Origin of the sequence: Leptospira kmetyi serovar Malaysia str. Bejo-Iso9, from assembly GCF_000243735.2 — a bacterium.
GTDB lineage: Bacteria > Spirochaetota > Leptospiria > Leptospirales > Leptospiraceae > Leptospira > Leptospira kmetyi.
In genome coordinates this window covers 1,404,225-1,423,723 of the sequence record NZ_AHMP02000003.1, presented here as the reverse complement: position 1 = coordinate 1,423,723, position 19,499 = coordinate 1,404,225, and the positions used below count along the sequence as shown (strand labels likewise).

Below are 19,499 nucleotides of genomic sequence, written 5' to 3'. Positions count from 1 at the left end.
TTCCTTTATTTCAACCCGCCGCCCTGGGTCGTTTTCGTTACCAGAGAAATCTTCAGCGCGCCTGCTTCTTGTAAGGTTTCGAACACCTGATCCAACTCGGCGTAAGGCAATTCCTTATCCGCGTGGATAAGAACTTTCAAATCCGGTGTGGTCGTGAGTTTCGCTCTTATGTTATTGATCGCTTCGTTGATCGGCATCTTTATAGAATTATAAAATACGGTTCTACTCGGATCCGCGCTCAGATAGATGTTCGCGATCTTCTTGTTCAACTGTTCTCCGCCGGGAACGTCCGGCAGGGCGATCGGGATATCCGGGTCCGTATCCAATACGGAAGTAACCATGAAGAATACGAGCAGAAGGAACGCGATGTCCGCCATGGAACTTACCGGAATGGACGGAGGATTCTTTTTCTTTTTTAAGCTCATGGGTTATTTTAACCTTTTGACGGAGATCAATTTGAATCCCCGTAGTTGTACGGCCGAAAGAGCGTCGAGCATGTTTCCGTATTTCGTTTCGCCGGTCGTTTTTATCAATGCGACTTTGTTCGCGATATCCGGAATCTCCAATAGATTCAACTGCTGACGGAAATCGTTTAGATTTCTGTAATCCTTCGTTCCGATGGATTTATTTCTCATCTTGATGGTTTCGCCCGTCACGAGAATTTCGTAGACGTTTTCCCGAAGAACCGTCGTCGGGTTCGCGTTCTTTCTCGGAAGCTGAATGTTCAAACCTTCCTTTACGAAAAAGACCGCGGTCACCATGAAGAACACCAAAAGAAGAAATGCGATATCCGACATCGACGATGCGGAGATTTCTTCCAATACGCGTTTCTTTTTTATTTGGATCATAAAGATACCTTTATATTACAAAAATCGAATTAACCTTTTTTGGAATTTCTTTTCAGGAATTCTTTGTAGATTCTGTTGGCCGCTTCTTCGATTTCGGAAGTGAAGCCGTCGATTCTTGAAGTAAGGTATTGGTGAAAGGTCATTGCGGGAATCGCTACGATCAAACCCGCAGCGGTCGTAATCAATGCTTCCTTGATACCGCCCGCAACCACTTTCGCGTTTACTTGATCCGCGTTTGCGATCGCGTCGAACGCGTTGATCATCCCGGATACGGTTCCTAAGAATCCGATGAGTGGAGCGATCGTGGATACCGCCGCTAAGATTACGAGCCCTCTTTCGAGAACGGTGATTACTTCCGCCGCTTCTCTCTCGACGCCTTTCGCGAAAATTTCCGCGTCGCCGGAGGAAACGTCTATACCACCCGATAAAACCTGAGTGATCTTGTAATCCTTTCTTTCGTCCAAGAATCCTTGGACCGCGTCGAGTCCTTTGGAATCCATTGCGTCTCCCAAGTCTATGTTGTAACCTTTTGGAAGAAGTTTCGCCGTAGAAAGGAAATAAATTCTTTCGAAGATGATTCCCAACGCGACGATCGAGGAAAGAGCGAGAGGATACATGGTCCAACCGCCGAGAAGAAAGAGGTCCACAAATCCCCAACTTTTTTCCGCTTTCGGAGCGGGTGCGGGAGCTTCGGTGGGGGCCGTTTCGGTGTTCGTTGCCGGAGTTGTAGCTTCGGTTTTCGTCGGGTCTGTAACTTTATCTTGAGCTAAAATTGCGGTAGTGGAAAGGGAAATGAGTCCCGAAAGAATGAGCGCGGTCGCTACCCATTTGAATTCTTTTTTTATGGAAGAAAATTTCATCGATATCTCCGATCAAAATGTGATCGTAATATAGGGGAGAATTGTTACCGTAAGATTACAAAAGAATTACGGGTTTGCGACTTCAGAAAGAGGAGAATGCCTTGTGTTCGCGTCGTTTTAGCGAAAGAATACGAAATAATTTCTAAACAACTACAAGACTCGTTAAGAGCGGACAACAAAAAGGTTGAAAAGAATCCGCAAAGGAAACGAGAACTTAGGGAGAACTCGCTTTGTCGGTTTGTTTTCCGATCATCATTCTCGTTTGAGATGATAGAGTTTGTATTTTCCCTTATATTCTAAGAATGTACTGAACGAATGCAGTGTGATCGTCGTATGATCCTTCGGATTGAGTAGGGTGGTCGCACACCCGAGATGAAGCGTAAACGGTCCGTATTCTTCCGGTTTTCTTTTACACTGAACGGATTTGAACTGATAATCGATTCCGGCTCCGCTTAGAAAATTGAACTGTTCCTTGATGACGATGTTGGTTTCCATATTCATGTGTTCATAAGCGAGTTCGGGAGTCATGCCAGGATCGCTCGTGAATCTTTCTCCAACGTGTTTCCAAAACATGGTGTTGTGTTCTTCCGGACTTAAGATCAAATCCTCGATCGCGGGAAGATCTTTTTTTCGAAGCGCGTCGATCGCTTTGATTACGACTTCCTCTTTGGTGGGATAGAGATGTGTGATCGGATAGTTCGTAAAAAGATTACATTGATAAACGAATACGAGGATACAAAGGGAAAGCGTTGTTTGAACGAATGACTTCATGTGTGAATTTTTAAATCCTAAAATATTCCGTAAATAAAAAACCCACTCCGTTTCCGAAGTGGGTTTCGTTTCCTAACTTAGAATGAATTCTAAATTAGTTGCTTGGATAAGTCGCCCAACCGGTAGTCCAATCCGCGCCCGAGAAGTCGATCGCTCCGTAATACGTCGCGCTTGTAAACCCCGCGAAGTTTGCAACCGCGGTCGTGTTTTGCGCACTTACGTTAGCCGCGTTTGGTGCGTAGTTCGGAGAAGTGTAGTTGGTAGCCGCAGTCGAAATCGAAACTCCGGAGTTGGTGATACCGGGTGCGGTTGCACAGGATCCACCCACAGCCGCTCCATCGTTTGTATAGATGTTCGTCGCAGTCGCGTTCGCAACCTGACCCGCAGTGTTATCACACTTAACGGCGGCTTTCGCGCCTCCCGTGTTGTAACCAACGATCAAGAAGTTCGTATAATCACCCACTGAAATCGCCGCTTGCGCTCTACGAACGAAGATCGCGTCCCCGTGGTTCACGTCGCTTGAGTTTCCGGAAGCGACACAAGTGATGTTTGCGAAGTACGGATCGGCACAATCACCGGCGCCTCTTGCAGAAGCCGTGCAGGAAAGTGCGGAGTTACCGTCCCCTTCGATACAACGAGAAGTATCATCGTTTGCCGCGATGGAGTTTTTGTAAAGGTGTGTGATACCGAATTGGTATTTACCGATAAATCCATCCGCGAAGTCGAACTGATCGTCCCGGTTACCGGTAGAGATCATATAAGTTGCGGTGAACGCGCCGCCCCATTGTTCGAAACCGTCGTCAAAACCCATGTGACACTGAACGTGATCTAAAGTGGTTTCTTGACCAACACCCATCAAAGAAACGCAGTTTCTTTCGTTACCAGGGGAGAATGGAGCGCCCGCGAATTGAACCACAACGTAGCTCAGTTTGCTTGCACCGGCAGGATCGGAGAAACTGCTTCCGCCGAAAGAACCCGTGTCTCCTTCACCCACTGCGACCGAACCGCGGCCGCCGAAAGTTTGGATTGCATTTCCCTGGAGAATGATTCCTTGCCAGTCTGCGGGAGCTCTGGATCCGGCGTTTTGAGAAGAAGTAAAGGTGATCGGTTCAGCGGAAGTTCCGTTTGCGATCAGCTTTCCACCCGGTTTTACTAAAAGCGCACCTGCAGGAGAAACCGCTCCGTAGATGGTAGTTCCCGCTTGGATGGTAAGAGTCACACCGCTCGGAACGATTACGGTTCCGCTTAAGAGATAAGGGCTGCCCGCTTTTGTAAGGGTTACGTTGCTTCCCAAAGTTCCGCTGATCGTGTTGTAATTTCTTGGATATACAACGTTCAAAGAAACGGTTGAAAAGGAAACGTCATAAGAACCCGCATACTTAGTAGGTTCACCGGAAGGGAAGATGGAAGTCCAGCTGTTCGCTTCTTGTGCAGTGATGTCAAGACCGGTGGAAAGTTCCAGAGGACCGTTCGCAAGTTTACCAGAAACCGGGTTGAGAAGCGTAGCCACACCGTTTTTCGTGATTTTCAAACGACGAGGTTTCAGAACGGTTCCGTCGCTCTTAGTCACGAGAAGTTTATAAGTATTTCCTAAACTAGGAACGTTAAACTTAACGTGAGAGAAACTTCCGCTTGCGTCCGTCGTAAAAGTCGCGATTACGGTTCCCGCAGCTTGAACGGTCGTATCGATTCCGACCGCGTTCGCCGCAGATTCCAGAGTCGTAACGTCGCAATAAATTCTATACTGATCTTTCGCGTATTTCAAAGGTTCTAAACCGGCGGTCGTCGCGTCTCCGGCCGCAGGATACGTTGTGTTGATCTTTGCAATTAAGTCGCTTCCGCATTTAGAAGCTACGAATTGAGCTCCTGCGGAAGAACCCGCTACCGCGTTCGCCAAACTTGCGATGTAAGTCGCAGGACAGTTCGTTCCCGTGTTCACAAGGTTCGTAGAATCGAAACTATTGCATGCACTTCCGTCCGCTGCAGTCGCCGCCGCTCCTTGAGAGTTGTTAAAGAGGAACCCGCCCGGAATTACGTTATTTCCGGAAACACCGCCGTTTGATTTTCCCGCAGCGTTGTTGTTGATCCAGTTCGGAGGAAGAACGGTAGCGGAGCTTTCGCCTCTTCCTAAGATTTGGACCGTAGCATTCGCTAAGGGAGCCTGATTCTTGTCTACTAAGGTACCGGAAATATAAACGCCAGGTTGTTCTTGTCCAAGGATTAGTGCTAATATTGCCAGGTCGTTGTTGTCTTTTTTCTTATGGCAATTCGCTGCGAAGAGGGCAAGTGCCGCAAGTCCCAGAGAGATTCCCATTCTTTTCATGGATGGATTCATTGTGATATGAAATCTCCTAATTTGATGAGTCCATTGAACAAGATTTATGTTTCAATTGTGTTTCGTTTTGGTTATGATTTGATTAGATTCTGCAGCGCAAAAATAAAAAATCCCGCGACGTTTTTAAAAACGTCACGGGATTGGAGTCGAAAGAGACTTAATTTAAGTTGTAAGTAACGGAGAATGTAATCGTAGGTCCGAGACGGTAAGAGTTGATCGTCTCACCTTTGTAACTATGACCGCCGACCGGGATGAACGTGTTTCCGATGTTGAATCCGGTGTTGGAATGAACCGTAGAATCCAGAATCGGGTTTTCCTGAACGATTTTAATTCTACTGTCGGTTACGTTTCTCGCCGCAATCTTAATGTCCCATTTTTCGAGGAACTTAAGGTTATATACGAAGTCGAGCATTCCCACGGGTCTTTCATACGTATCCGGAATTCCGATACCGCCCACCGCGTTGATTCTCGGTCCGAACTCGTTGTATAACATGGTGATCGTATGATCTCCCTTGTCGTCGAAACGGTATCTTAGATTTACGTTATATACGTAAGGAGATTGACCTTGCAGAGGTCTGGAAAGGTTCGTAGGTCTTTGAGTCGTTCCGCTGAGTTGATAGTAGAGCCAATCTTGGAACTGAACTTCGGACTTGATGAAGAACGTGTTGATACCGAACGCCCATCTTTCCAGTTTCGGAGACAATGCGTTGAGCGACTTTCTGACTTCCAATTCGATACCGTGCACATACGCCGACTTCGCGTTTGTGTAAGTATATCTAAACTGAGAATCCACTTCCATCACCTTCTCGATCGGAGAAGCCATCTGCTTACCGAAAACGCCGATCGCGATGATCTCGTCCGCGCTCGGAAATTTTTCATAACGGAAATCGTAGTTGTGAATGTACGTTCTCGTTAAGTATTGATTTCCTTTTTCGATCCCGCCGCCGAGGACGTTGAAGAACTGAAACGGAGCCATTTCCCGGAAGTCCGGTCTTGAGATCGTTTCCGTATAAGAAACTCTGAGGTTCGTTTTATCGTCCCAAGCATACACGAAGTTGGAAGAAGGAAGAAGGTTTTTGTTCGCGTTGATCGCCGCGGGAGATCTAAACGTAGGATCGACGATCGAAAGTTCGTAACCGTTTAAGTAGGATTTAAAGTTATAACGATCGAAGAACGCCGCGTTCGGATCGAACGGGTTTTGAGTCGCAACGGATTGATAGTTATCCTCGTGTCTCGCACCGCCGATGAATCTCAACTTAGGAGTGATCGGCATATCCACTTGCAGATACTTTGCGAATAACTGTTGTTTTGCGTTGTATTTATCCGTAGGTTGGGTCGCTTCGTCCACGAAGTAACCCTTCGGTCCTCTGTTCAAAGGATTGTAAACCACTTCGGGAGGAATCGGGTAATTCGGACTAGGAATCGCGCCGCCCGCTAAGTTGGTCATAGAACCGGAGCTTTGGCCTCTGAAGAAGTATCTCTGAGCTTCGAAACCTCTTTCTCTTTGAACCGCCGAATAACCGATCTTCAACTTGGATTGTAAGCCGTCCCATTGGTTGAAAGGAATTTCATAATCCAATCCCGCGTGTCTGCTCAAGTCTTTTGTCTTAGAGTAGAATTGACTGCTTCCCAAGGTTCCCCCTTGGAGCACCGCGGGCATCTGACCTTCGAGACCGGATTGAACCGCGTAGATGGTATCTCTCATGTCCGGTTGGTTTCGGTTCGCTTCGGATTGGGCGAATCTCCATTCGAGTTTCGTTTTCACGTTCGCTACGTTGATGATATGGTCTCCCGAAAGCTGACTACTATATAAGTTTCTCATAATATAGTTGAGCTTATCGGAAGCGATCGTCTGACCGGAAGCCACGTTTTGACCGGAGTAAACCATCACTTCCTTATCGTTGTTCACGCTGAAGAAGTTTTTAAAATGCAATCTATGACCGTTCGCTACTTGGAACGTGGTGTTGAGAATGGTTCCCCAGTTCACGGACTCGTTGTAGATATGCTGATCGTATTTGTAAGCTCGGTTCAACTGAGTGTTTTTATCGCCTACCGGAATTCCGGGAACGACCGCGCCTGCTCTGTTCAGAACGTCGGTTTCTCTTCTGTATTGATAGTCGTTGTTGTAAGTGATCGCAAAGATCAAACCGAGTTTTCGATCGCCGCCGAGGTCGAACTTATTACCGATGGAAAAGTTAAAACCCTTGTTGAGAGGCGCGTTCATCTGAGTCGGAGTCCACTGATTGCTGAACTGCAAAGAACCCAGAGTGACCGCAGCTTGGTTGTAACCGTATTGACCGGCGCCCACCGCTTTGAACGGAGCGTCCGGAAGAACGTCTACCATACTCGGTTTGGATCTGTTTCCTTCGGACAAACCGAGCCAGTCTTGACCGCCGCCGCTGTATGTTTTAAAGTTTTGGAATGTAGTGTTGTTGTTATAACCGGTTTGTAAACCGACCTTCACGAAAAATTGGTCCGGATAATCCTTGGTTTCGATCTTAACCGTTCCACCCGAAAATTCCGCTTGGTCTTCCGGAATGAACGTTTTCGAAACGACGATGTTTTTGATCAAAGAAGCGGGAAATAAATCCAAAGGAACGATTCTTTTGTTCGGTTCCGTGGAAGGAAGAGGAGAGTTGTTCAACAACGTATTGGAATATCTTTCTCCCAAACCTCGAACGAAAACGAAACGACCGCCCACGAGTGTGATTCCCGTAACGCGTCGAATGACGTCGCCCGCGCTTGAGTCCGGAGTTTTCTGGATCGCTTGCGCGGAAATACCGTCGGAAACCGCGGCAGCTTTCTTTTGAAATTTCAATAAGGAAGCCTCGGTGTCGTTTAACGCTCTGTCTTCGACGACTACTTCTTCGAGTTTTTTAACGCCCATCGCGACGTTGGCTCGAACAAGTTTGCCGCCGGTAACCGTCACCGATTTCTTTTGAGTTTCCATACCTTGCATGATGAACTCTACGGTGTAATTTCCGTCGGGAACGCCGCTGATTTCGTAGTTACCGTCGACGTCCGTTCTACCGAACTTGTTGATACTTCGAATGACAGCGGTAACCCCGAACATCGGTTCCGCGGTTTGAGCGTCGAGCGCTTGACCTTGGACCTTACCGGTGCCTTGAGCGAAAATGGGGATACTAAAAATGCCGAGAGAAAGAAAAATTCCTATTAGCGATTTCTTATAGATCTTCATAAATATTTTTAAACTTGTCCCGAATAACTTTCTTTTTAGAGACTAAATTCACCGATTTCTGTTACGAACGGATTACGTACAGATTAAGAATGGAATAAGAACTAACGGAGAAACTGAGGTCGAGATCCGTTCGTACGGGAATTGACACGAGATTGAAATCAAAAGGAGAGGGAGTTTAACGCGCGAGAATGGGATTTCCGGATTTGTTTCGATTCGAATCGCGGGTCGTCCGGACAATGAAACCCATTTCGCTTAACAAAAATGGGAATTCATCGTTTAAAAAATTACGAAGCGGTCAGGAAATCGGTTGAGTGGAAAGATTTTTCACGAAAGTTTCCAAATCCCGAATCGAAAGAGGTTTGGAAAACAAAAACCCTTGGCCCATGCCGCAACCTTGCGCTTTCAAAAGTTCTCTTTGGTCCTCCGATTCGATTCCCTCTGCGATGGTGTTTAAGTTCAGACTTTCCGCCAACGCGAGAATGGTTTTGATGATCGATTCGTTCGTGGAATCCACGCTCAGACCTTTGACGAAGGATTGATCGATCTTTAAGGTATGCAAAGGATATTGACTTAAAAAACTCAAAGACGAAAAACCGGTTCCGAAATCGTCCAGAGAAAGAGTGATTCCCGCCTTATGAAGAGAATTCAAAACTTCTAATGTAGAAACCGGATCTCCCGCAAGAGCGCTTTCCGTGATCTCCAATTCCAATTCTTCGGGGGAAGTGTTCGTTTCTTTCAGAATATTCAAAATCGTTTCCGTAAGAAATTTCTTGCGGAATTGGACCGGAGAAAGATTGACCGAAACTCGAAACCCGGGATTTCCCTGTTTCTTCCAGTTCTGTAGATCGATGCAGGCTCTTCTCAAAACCAATTCGCCGAGTTCAATGATGAGGCCCGTTTCTTCCGCAAGAGGAATGAATTGAAGAGGGGAGACGACTCCGAGACTCGGATGATTCCAACGAACCAAGGCTTCGGTCCCGATCAAATGACCGGATTGAAGATCCACCTTCGGTTGATACAAAACGGTGAACTCGTTTTTGGCGACAGCGTCTCTCAATTCTTTTTCGAATGTGAGTTTCTCTTTCAGTTTATCGTTTTGTTCGGGAGTGAAAAAACCGTAGTCGTTTCCGAGAGCGATACTTCCTTGAAGCGCGGCCTCGGCTTTCCAAAGAAGTTGTTCGGAAGAATTTCCGTCCTTGGGAAAGAATGAAATTCCCGCGTTTAACTTTACGTAAATTTCCTCGCCCGCGATCGGAAGCGTTTCCTTGAATCCGGATAAAATTCCGGTGACCTTCGTTTCCGCTTCGAGGATCGCGTTTTGATTCGTGCGGTAGAGAAGGGAGAATTCTCCCTCGCCGCTACGGCTCAAGATTAAGAAGTTATTTCCCAAATCGGCAAGGCGTTTGCCGATGAATCTCAAAAATAAATCCGAGGAATGATTTCCGAATGTGTTTTTGATCTCTTTCCATTTTTGAATACCGAAGGAAACCACGGCGAGGTTCGAGGAATCTTCGGACGATTTTTTGATTTCGGAATAAATTCTTTCCACGAACGAGTCGCGATTCGGAAGACTTGTGAGCGCGTCGTAATTGGAAAGATAATTGATGACGTCGTCGAGTTTGCGAACCGTAAGAGCGGTTCCCGCCATCAGAGTTCCGGCTTCGTCTGTATAATCCGTGGGAAGATTTGGAAGCACCTTTTCGTTCAGATATTTTTTGAGCGACTGCGACGTAAGAGTGATCGGAGTGAGCAATCTGTGGAGAGCGAACAAGGTCACGCCTGTTCCGCCTAACGTGGCCAAAAGCGCGACAAGAAGCGTTTGAATGATCGTTTTGACGTCGTATCCTGTGTTCACTACGTAATAAACCAAGAGCGTAATCAAGGGGACGTGGGTTCCCAAAAATGCGATGAGAAGAATTTTTGCGGTGTAAGATTTAAGAGGTTTGATTTTGGAAAGAGTTTCGTAAAGTCCCAGATTCTGTTCTTTCATTCTTTGGATCCTTGGTCGGAATTTGAAATTGTTCGTATCGCACGTAGGTTTTCATTTTGACTCTTTCTATCGCTTAAGTGTTTCGCTTCTTTCCGTCCAAGTTTTAACGGCACATTCTTCTTTCAACGGAAGAATCTATGCAGCCCTTTTCCGCCCTTCTTCCTCGATCCTCTCAATCCTTTGGAAGCCTAAAACCTGTAAGATTGTCATAAATTGCTGGGAATTCCGACTTTTTACTTCGAAAATTGGATTTAAGGGAAGCGTTCTCAGATTTTTTTCTTGCTTTCGATTTGATTTTTTATATAATAACGGGTGTTCTATAAAAACGGTTGTTCGAAATTAAGGAGAATTTCTTTGCCAAAGGTTGTGGATCACGAGCTGTATCGGATTTCGATTCTGAAACGTTGTTTGGATTTATTCGCCAAAAAAGGATACGCAACGGTGACGATGCGGGAAATTTCCAAAGAACTTCGGGTTTCCACGGGGTCCTTGTATCATTATTTTCCGACAAAGGAAGTTTTGTTCGAGGAAATGGCGAGATGGGTCGTTCGAGAAGACGCGGCGCAACTTGAAGAAGTGAGAGGTTCCAGTAAGCAGCTCGGTTTTCGGGAAAGGCTGGAACTTCTTTTCGAATTCGTCCGAGAAAGAGAAGGGCATTTTCAGAAATTGATTCTGATCGCTTCCGATCTGTATCGTTTGGACGAGTCCGAACCGGCCCGCGCAATTTTGAAAGAATGTTCCCTCGTTTTTCGAGACGCGATCGAAAGTCATCTCGCGTTAAAAAATGAGGAGATGGAAAAACTTTTTTTCAGCGTTTTGATCGGCACGGTCTTTCAAAGAATGCTCGATCGGGAAACCGCGGACTTCGAAAAGACATTCGCTCTTGTAAGAGGTTTCGCTCCTTTGATTTCGTTCGGTTTATTATTGGAACCTAAAAAAGCGGGGAACGATTCTCCTTAGAATCTTTTCCCGATTCAAAAAAAGACGGAGAGAATAGTATCATGACCAACTTAAAACGTTATTCGTTTATCGTTTGTTTTTTGGTGCCCGCGTTTGCGGTGCTCGGTTATTTTTTAGGAGGAGCGTATAATTTTTTGACCTTCGCGATCGTTTTCGGTTTTTTGCCGATCTTGGACGTGGTGGTCGGCGCCGATCCTTCCAATCCGAACGAAGAGGACGTTCCCGCTTTGCAGAACGAATTCTACTTTAGATTTTTAACATATGTTTGGGCCTGGATTCAGATGGGACTCGTTCTTTGGGCCTTATACGAAGTGCAAACCAAAACCCTTTCGAGCTTGGAATGGTGGGGTTTCGTTCTTGCGATCGGTATCAACACGGGCGGAATCGGAATCACGGTCGCGCACGAGTTGGGTCATAAAAGCAAGAAGATAGAACAATGGTATTCCAAGTTCATTCTGATGACGGTTTGTTATATGCACTTCTTCATCGAACACAACCGAGGGCATCACGTGAACGTTTCCACTTTCGAAGATCCGGCTTCTTCGCGTAAGGGAGAATCGTTTTATAAATTTTATCCGAGAACGGTTTTCGGTTCTTATTTTTCCGCTTGGAAGTTGGAGGCGAAACGCCTTTCCAAAACGGGGAAGTCCGCTTGGTACTGGGAGAACGAGATGATTTCTTCCACGGTCGTTCCGATTCTGTTTATCGCCGTCGTGACCGGGGCTCTGACGTTTTATACGGGACGTTTTTCTTGGGAAGTTCCCGCGTTCTTTTTCGTTCAGAGTTTTATCGCGTTTTCCCTTTTGGAACTCGTAAATTACATCGAACACTACGGTCTGCAAAGAAAGGAGATCGCTCCGGGCAAATTCGAAAAGGTGCTTCCGATCCATTCTTGGAATCAGAATTTCGCGATGAGCAACGCGTTTTTGTTTCATCTGCAAAGACATTCCGATCACCACGCGAACGCGGGTAGACGTTATTCGGCTTTGAGACATTTCGAGGAAAGTCCCCAACTTCCGTACGGTTACGAAGTGATGGTTTTGATCGCTCTTTTTCCTCCTCTTTGGTTTAAGATCATGGATTGGAGACTCGAAGATTGGAAAAAGAAACACTACGGAGTCGGCGACGCAGTCAAAGCGTGAGCGATCGAGACGGGGTCGACAAATTGGATTCTAAAAAAAGAATATTCAAAAAGAATAAAATTCAATTTGTTGACCGAAGTCGAGAGCGCGACTCCGCGCAGGAACGCGATGAAATTTTCGCGGAGGCACGCCCCGAAAAAAGGTTTATGGAATTTTAAAAAGCTCCGTTTTCGTTCGGAGAGTCCTTTGCAAGAAGTTGACCCAAGTCCCAAAGCTCCGCGACCTTTCCTTTTTCGAATCGAAAGATATGAACGACCGCGATGTTCGGTTCTTCCGAATTTTGACGCACCACAAGAGAATGTGTGATCACGGTGTTTCCGTCTTCGAAACTTTGTTTGATTTCGATTTGTTTGTTCGGACTGGCTTTGTGGGCTTCTTCCATCGCGACCAAAAGTGAGTTTCGATCTCCTTTGAAGTATTGATTATGATGGACGAAATTTTCCGCGATGAACTGGTCGTAGGCAGCGCGAACGTTTCCGGAACCGGCCATCTGCAAAAATGAAATCGCTTTTTCTTTGTTCGTCATTGTTTTTCCTCGTTGCTTACTTTGGCGGAATTACGGGGAAAAGCCGATGGTATCAGTAAAACCGCCTTTATCAACCGTAATTCCTTCGCGAGTGTTCGCCGGAACTCCGACAAACGCGGGTTATCGACTACTGTTTGGAAAGAATTTTCACCGTTCTTTCCAGATCGTCTCGGTGTTGTTTCAGATCTTTTTTGAGAAGAGCCGGAATTTCCTTTTGTTCCTTTAAGAACCGGTTCGTTTTATCCACGAGCGCCTGGTTCGGCTCCACACCCGGAAATAAGATATTTCCAAACGCCGACGAAAAGTGAGAATCCCGATCCTTGTAAATTCCGATCACGGATTGGAAATATAAGTCTTCGTACGATTTTAACATTTCTTCCTGATGATCCCAATAAAATCCTCTCATCCCGTAACGAAGCGTGTCCGTGGAATGTTTCGTTTTTGGATCGGTGAATTCTTTCCAAGCGGCTGCCTTCGATTTCGCATCGGGATAAGCCACTCTGGCGCCGTACGCTTTTTTGGCCCCGAGATCGGAAGTGTCCTTCGCTTCCTCTTGTGCAATGAGAGCTAACGCGTCCTTATTTCCGAACGCGGAAAGTCTCGTTAGAATGCTCCATCTTCTTTCCTGATCGATCTTGATTCCGGGGATCGTAGTTTTTGCGTCGAGAAGATCCTTGAGATACGAAAGCTGGCTCGGTGTTCTCGAGGTTCCTTCGAGCATTCGATACCATACGATCTTTTCCTCTTCTTTCGTCGAAGGATCGTTCAGACCTTTTTTGGCCAGCTCGTTTAACTTCGTGGACCATTCTTCCCTGTGTTCCTTTTTTAAATAACTCGCGGCGATGGAGGAAGCCTTGGTGAGAATATGGCTGCTTCGAACCGCAAGGTCTTCTTCGTAAATTCCCTGGGAGAATACGAGTTCGAGAAAATCCTTGGGCGAGATTTCCGCGTCTCGCGTCATCTGCCACAGCGATCCCCAGAGAATTCTTCTGGCGAATCGGTCCTTCAATTTGTTAAGCGAAGTCTTTAAAAGAGCGATTCCGTCCTTCGGAAGATACGTTTTGGCGTACGCGTAGTCGTTCGTGTTCAAGACCACGATTTCCGAAGAACCCGGTTTGTGTTTGTAGGGGAGAATGGTTTCCGTTCCCTTTACGACGACTCGGTCCTTCCATGCGACTTCGAACGATTCTCCTCGGAGAGAGAAGATCGTGACCTCGAGCGCGTGCGTTCTATATAGCCCGTTTTTTTCGGATGGGAGTTGTCGGATTAACAGATGATCCTCTTTCCATTCGGGAAGAAGAGTGTTTACTCCGGTCGTATCCAACCATTCTTTGCTCCAGCCACGGATGTCGATTCCGGAGGTTTCGGACATCGTATCCAAAAAGTCGGTTTGAACCGTATTCGAATTCGCGAATTTTTGAAAGTATTTCCGCATCGCTTTGCGAAACGCGTCTTCTCCGATGTAATACATCAGCTGACGCAGAACGGAAGCTCCTTTGGAATAGGAAATTCCGTCGAAGTTGCTGATGGCGTCTAACGTGTTTTCCGCGCTTCCGGCGATCGGATGAGTCGTGGAAAGCTGATCCTCCCGATAAGCCCATTCTTCCCTTACGTAAAAATGTTCGAGCGCGTCCGGAAATAATTTTCCGTGAGACATCGCGTAATAGGAAAGATAATCGGCGAAACTTTCGTTCAACCAAAGATCGTTCCACCATTTCATCGTGACTAGATTTCCGAACCACATGTGAACCATCTCGTGATAGATCGTATTGGCTCTTCCGAGATATTCGGAATAAATTCTAGGACTTCTGAAAATATAATGTTCCGAAAACGTGACCGCGCCCACGTTTTCCATCGCTCCCATGTTGAACTCGGGAACGAAGATCTGATCGTATTTTCCGTACGGATACGGAAGATCGAAATAGGATTCCAAAAACGAAAACGATTCTTTCGTGATCGCAAAGATGTTCTCCGCGTCCAAATACTTGGCGAGGGATTTTCTACAAAGAATTCTCAAAGGAATGTTTTTGTATTTATCTTCCCAAACCTCGTAAGGCCCCGCGATGAGCGCGAACAAATACGTGGAGAATAATGCCGTCTTTTGAAAACGGATTTCCACTTTTTCCTTTTTGATTTCCTCTTTTGCGGGAAGTGTGTTGTGAACGTATTTCCATTCTTTCGGACCGACGAGTGAAAGTTCGTATGTGGCCTTGAGGTCGGGCTGATCGAAACAGGGAAACATTCTGTGCGCTTCGAACGGTTCGAAGTCGGTGTGAAGATATTCCGAGTTGTCGGACGGATCCTTGAACTGATGAAATCCAGAACCGCTGTGATTGTAATCGTTTACGTATTTGATTTTGATTTCATTCTTCCCCGGATGGAGCGAATCGCCGGGGACGTCCAAGGTGGAATCGGTTTTTGTATAACCTCCGAATTCTTTTCCGTTTAACAAAAACACTTCGATCTTTTTCGTCACGAAGTCCACCTTGAGTTTTCCCTTTCCTTTTCCCGTATAAAAGAAAAGAATTTTGGTTTCTCCCTGATACGTGGACGATCCGGCGTTCAGATCCAGACGGATTTCGTAGCTGACCTGATTGACAAGGCCGGCTCTTTCTAAGGCTTCTGTTTGCGTAAGTACGTTGGGAGCATCCATGGATCGATTCTACCTATATTTGAAAATTAGAATACAATGATTATAGAATATCTTTCAATTCCATTTTACGGAGACGGGGAGCGATCGCGCCCACAAAGGCGACGGTCAAAAGGGTCAAGGCCCCGCCTGCGACGATGGATCTTCGGATTCCGAGCCATTCCGCGGTTACGCCGGATTCGAATTCTCCGATCTCGTTCGACGAACCGATGAAGATATGATTCACGGCGGAAACCCTTCCTCTCATGTGATCGGGCGTATGCATCTGAACGATCGTATGACGGATCACGACGCTGACCATGTCGAAGGCTCCCGCGGCCGCGAGACAAAGAAAGGAAATTCTATAATCTTCCGAAAGTCCGAAAAGTATGATACAGATTCCGAAACCGAAAACGCAGGAAAGAAGAATCCATCCCGAATGTTTTTTAGGAGGTCTTGCGGCGATAAAGAACGCGCAAAGAACCGCGCCGACTCCTTGAGCCGAACGGAGAATTCCGAAAATCTCGGGGCTTTGTCCTAAAATCTTTTCGGTAAAAGAAGGAAGAAGAGCGACCGCTCCTCCGAAAAGAACCGCGAACAAGTCGAGTGAAATCGCGCCGAGAATGATCTGATGTGTGGAAACGAATTTCCAACCCCCGCTTAAACTTTCCCAGATCGTTTCGCTCGTTTCCGGTTTTTCCGGAACGGGTTTTCCTTTTACGAGAAGCATCATCGACAATCCGAAGGTCATCAAAAGAAGATCCACGGAATACGCGAAGTAAAGACCGGCTACGATGAGCAAACCTCCCGTCAGAGGACCGAGAACCAAAGAAGTCTGCCAAGCGATTCCGCTCCAAGTCGCGGCGTTCGGAAACGTTTCCTTATCCACGAGTTGCGTTTGAAACGCCGCGGTCGCGGGATTTAAAAATCCTCTCGCGATTCCCGAAAGAAAGATCACGCCGTAGATCGGATACACTCCGAAGTCCGCGAGGATCCAACTCATATTAGGAACTACTAATACAAGAAGAAGTAAAGAGCAGATCGACAAAAGACCGAGGGCCGAGGTTACGATTTTTTTTCTCGGAAAAGAATCGATGATCAAACCGGAGAACAATGCCATCGCTATGGAAGGAATCGCTTCCGCGAGTCCGATAAAACCCACGTGTAAATTGCTTCCCGTGAGATGATACATTTGCCAACCGACTACGGTGGTTTGGATGCTGATGGAAAGAGTCACCATAAACTTACCGAACAAAAAGGAACGGTAGTCCGCGACTCGTAAGGCTTGAAAGGGATCGTGTTTTGTATTGGTTTGAGTCATTCTAATTCTGAATTGGGTTTTTGATAAAATACATTCCGAGAGCTGCGACCATCATCCCGTGGTGGAGAATATTGTCTTCGATCAGTTTCGGAACGTTCCGAAGGGGAGTTTCAAAAATTTCGATTTGTTCGCTGTCGTCCAGATCTTGATCGTGAAGCTTACGAACGTTTTTCGCAACGAAGGTATGACACCAGTTGTTCAGGATCGCGGGATTGCCCGTGACCTTTCCTAAGTATTCCCATTCTTCCGACACGTAACCCGTCTCTTCGACGAGTTCGGCTTGGGCGGATTCGAGAAGGGTTTTTTTCTCCGCGATGCCGCCGGGAATTTCCAGACTAAAACGGTGAATTCCGTGTCTGTATTGATCGATGAGAAGAATTTTATTTTCCGGTGTGAGCGCGATCACGTTGACCCAGTCCAGGGATTCTAAGTGAAAAAAATCCTTGGAAACTTTTTTGTCGGGCGAAGTCGTATGCCAAGAAACGAGTTTGAAAATCGGCGTTTGGATCATATCTTTGCGATCGCTTTTGGACCAAAGATTCGAGAGAGGATCGTATTCTTCCGGGTTAAAGGGTTTCATTCTCCTCTCCATTGTTTCGAAACAGGTTTTTTTCTCCAAGAGAGAATTGGAACCTCGGGAAGAATGACGTTTTTTAGGAATCCAAAATGTGGGAACTCCTGCAAGTTGCCTGGATCACTGCGGATCGCTATTTCCCCTCTGAGTTGAGGGCCACTGGAACGAGCGTCCGCTATTCGTTGGCCATCTCACTCGCTCTACGTCGCTCGATCTGTGGGAACTCAACCGATTCAAAAATAGTTTGCACGAGTTTGGGAATTCGGGGCGTACAGGATTGACAGAATCTTTCCCACTCTAATTATGTCACATGTCCCATGAAGCTCAATCCTGAACAGGAAAAGGCGGTTCGCCACGTAGACGGACCGATTCTCATATTTGCCGGAGCCGGTTCCGGAAAAACGCGCGTGATCTCGAATCGAATCGCGCATTTGATCGAAAACGCGGGAGTTCCCGCGGGAAAAATCGTGGCGCTTTCCTTTACGAACAAAAGCGCGCGGGAAATGGAAGAGCGGGTCCGCAAAATGATTCCGAGACAAAAGCTCAAAGGAATCGTACTTTCCACGTTTCATTCTCTCGGACTCAACATTCTCAAAAAACATATCGGACTTTTGGGATACAAACATCCGTTTCTTCTTTTAAATCAGAACGATCAGGAAGGATTCGTAACTACATTATTGATTGCTAATAAAGTAGAACTCAAGAAAGCGAAAGTCTCCGAGGTGCTCGGAAAAATTTCCAGGATCAAAAACTCCGGACCTTCGTATCGGGAATATTTGGATTCTTCTCTTGTCGAATCGGATCAGATCGCAAACCTCATCTTCGACAGTTATCAAAATTCTTTGAAAGAACAGAACTCGCTCGACTTCGACGATCTCATTCTTCTACCCGGAGTTTTGCTCAAAGAGTTTCCGGAAGTCAGGGAAGAATATCACAAGAAATTTCAATACTTCATGGTAGACGAGTTTCAAGATACGAACCAAACTCAATACGTTTTTTTAAGATCTCTCATGGGGGAGAATCGAAATCTCTGCGTGGTCGGAGACGACGACCAATCCATCTACGCGTTCCGGGGATCGGATCTAAGTTTGATTCTCGGATTCGAAAACGATTTTCCCGAGGCCAACGTTGTGCGTCTTTTGGAGAACTACAGATCGACCCAGGTAATCATTCAAGGCGCCAATTCGCTTATCAAAAACAATCTTTCGAGAAGATCGAAGGAACTATTCTCTTCCATTCCCGGAGGAAGAAAAATCCGTTATATAGAAAGAATGGACGAGAAGGACGAAGCCGCTTACGTCGTGGATTGTATCCGGGAAGAAATGATCAAAGACGCGAGAGTCGGAAGTCAGATCGCGATTCTTTTCAGAACCAATTTTCAAACGCGTCCCTTCGAAGAGGAACTGAGAAGCAGATCCATTCCTTATAAACTCGTGGGCGGTTACAACTTCTTCGATCGAAAGGAAGTCCGGGATATGATCTCGTATATCCGATTGATCGCGAACACGAGAGACGACGCGTCTTTATTAAGAATTTTGAATTATCCGAAACGCGGAATCGGACCGGGAAGCATTTCTCTCATCCACGAAAAGGCCGCGCACATGGGAGAATCCTTATACGAGATTCTTTTTCGAGTCTGCGAATCTCCGGATTTTATACCGAGTCTTCAAAAGAAGATTCAATCCGAGATTTACAATTTCGTAAACCTGATCGAACGGACCAAAAAGAAATTCTCCACCGCGCCTAAGATGTATTTTGCGTTCCGAGAATTCATCCAAGAGGTCGGAATCGAAAAAGAAATCCTTCTCGAGGAAAAAGACGAGAAGGTCGCCAAGGCGCGTTCGTTCAATCTTTCCGAACTCGTAAACATGATGTCTTACTTTGAGGAGAATCACGATTCTCCCGAAAAACCGACGTTATTCGATTTTATCAATCGTCTGAATTTGCTCATGGAGGACGAAACTCCTTCCGAAGAGGATAAGGAAGACAATCGGGTCCAACTTCTCACGATTCATCAATCGAAGGGATTGGAATTCGATTCGGTTTATGTCGCGGGAATGGAAGAGGGGATTCTCCCCAACTCCAGGGTGCTTACGGAAGAATCTTCCGTGGACGAGGAAAGGCGTTTGTTGTATGTGGCCATGACCCGGGCTAAGAAGCATTTATGCTTGACAGGGGCCGCAAATCGACGCAAATTTGGGGAGCAAATGGCTACCCAGGCCTCCCGGTTCCTTACGGAAATCGATTCGGAGACTATGGACTGGGTTTCCAATGATGAGGTTCGACAACAGGAGACAGATGACTTCTTCGCCGAGCTTGAAAAATTGAAAACAGGATCGTAGAC

14 protein-coding genes are annotated in these 19,499 nt (G+C 46.4%); 3 read left to right on the top strand and 11 right to left on the bottom strand.

Annotated features, from left to right (window positions below; translation table 11 throughout):
* Positions 1 to 5 precede the first annotated feature (5 nt).
* From LEP1GSC052_RS08965 to LEP1GSC052_RS08935, 7 genes are all read right to left on the bottom strand, one after another.
* Positions 6 to 425, bottom strand: a complete 420-nt coding sequence (locus tag LEP1GSC052_RS08965; RefSeq protein ID WP_010575467.1) for an ExbD/TolR family protein — start codon at positions 423 to 425, stop codon at positions 6 to 8.
* Between the two features lie 3 nt (positions 426 to 428).
* The gene (locus LEP1GSC052_RS08960) at positions 429 to 848 is read right to left on the bottom strand and encodes an ExbD/TolR family protein (RefSeq protein ID WP_010575466.1); all 420 of its coding nucleotides are present in this window, start codon (positions 846 to 848) and stop codon (positions 429 to 431) included.
* 29 nt (positions 849 to 877) lie between these two features.
* The gene (locus LEP1GSC052_RS08955; protein WP_020986273.1) at positions 878 to 1,708 is read right to left on the bottom strand and encodes a MotA/TolQ/ExbB proton channel family protein; all 831 of its coding nucleotides are present in this window, start codon (positions 1,706 to 1,708) and stop codon (positions 878 to 880) included.
* Between the two features lie 252 nt (positions 1,709 to 1,960).
* A complete protein-coding gene (locus LEP1GSC052_RS08950) occupies positions 1,961 to 2,479 on the bottom strand; it encodes a hypothetical protein (protein ID WP_010575464.1) in 519 nt (172 codons plus the stop codon).
* 94 nt (positions 2,480 to 2,573) lie between these two features.
* The gene (locus LEP1GSC052_RS08945) at positions 2,574 to 4,814 is read right to left on the bottom strand and encodes a hypothetical protein (protein WP_010575463.1); all 2,241 of its coding nucleotides are present in this window, start codon (positions 4,812 to 4,814) and stop codon (positions 2,574 to 2,576) included.
* 157 nt (positions 4,815 to 4,971) lie between these two features.
* Complete coding sequence (locus tag LEP1GSC052_RS08940; protein ID WP_010575462.1) at positions 4,972 to 8,013, bottom strand: TonB-dependent receptor; 3,042 nt, start codon at positions 8,011 to 8,013, stop codon at positions 4,972 to 4,974.
* Between the two features lie 295 nt (positions 8,014 to 8,308).
* Complete coding sequence (locus tag LEP1GSC052_RS08935) at positions 8,309 to 10,003, bottom strand: putative bifunctional diguanylate cyclase/phosphodiesterase (protein ID WP_010575461.1); 1,695 nt, start codon at positions 10,001 to 10,003, stop codon at positions 8,309 to 8,311.
* A 354-nt stretch (positions 10,004 to 10,357) separates the two neighbouring features.
* On the opposite strand from LEP1GSC052_RS08935, the gene LEP1GSC052_RS08930 reads away from it, so the two are divergent.
* A complete protein-coding gene (locus LEP1GSC052_RS08930) occupies positions 10,358 to 10,963 on the top strand; it encodes a TetR/AcrR family transcriptional regulator (RefSeq protein WP_010575459.1) in 606 nt (201 codons plus the stop codon).
* 41 nt (positions 10,964 to 11,004) lie between these two features.
* Positions 11,005 to 12,105, top strand: coding sequence for an alkane 1-monooxygenase (locus LEP1GSC052_RS08925; RefSeq protein ID WP_010575458.1), 1,101 nt, complete (start codon positions 11,005 to 11,007; stop codon positions 12,103 to 12,105).
* Positions 12,106 to 12,259: 154 nt separating this feature from the next.
* On the opposite strand, the gene LEP1GSC052_RS08920 is transcribed toward LEP1GSC052_RS08925, so the two are convergent.
* The 4 genes from LEP1GSC052_RS08920 to LEP1GSC052_RS08905 form a co-directional block, all read right to left on the bottom strand.
* Positions 12,260 to 12,631, bottom strand: coding sequence for a nuclear transport factor 2 family protein (locus tag LEP1GSC052_RS08920; protein ID WP_010575457.1), 372 nt, complete (start codon positions 12,629 to 12,631; stop codon positions 12,260 to 12,262).
* A 127-nt stretch (positions 12,632 to 12,758) separates the two neighbouring features.
* Positions 12,759 to 15,284: an aminopeptidase N gene (pepN, locus tag LEP1GSC052_RS08915; protein ID WP_010575456.1), complete on the bottom strand. Its 2,526-nt coding sequence runs from the start codon at positions 15,282 to 15,284 to the stop codon at positions 12,759 to 12,761.
* A 40-nt stretch (positions 15,285 to 15,324) separates the two neighbouring features.
* Complete coding sequence (locus LEP1GSC052_RS08910) at positions 15,325 to 16,581, bottom strand: MFS transporter (protein WP_010575455.1); 1,257 nt, start codon at positions 16,579 to 16,581, stop codon at positions 15,325 to 15,327.
* Position 16,582: 1 nt separating this feature from the next.
* Entirely contained in the window at positions 16,583 to 17,161 is a 579-nt protein-coding gene (locus LEP1GSC052_RS08905) for an NUDIX hydrolase (RefSeq protein ID WP_010575454.1), read from the bottom strand.
* Between the two features lie 311 nt (positions 17,162 to 17,472).
* Between LEP1GSC052_RS08905 and LEP1GSC052_RS08900 the strand changes: the two genes are divergently transcribed.
* The gene (locus LEP1GSC052_RS08900) at positions 17,473 to 19,497 is read left to right on the top strand and encodes an ATP-dependent helicase (protein WP_010575453.1); all 2,025 of its coding nucleotides are present in this window, start codon (positions 17,473 to 17,475) and stop codon (positions 19,495 to 19,497) included.
* Positions 19,498 to 19,499: the final 2 nt, after the last annotated feature.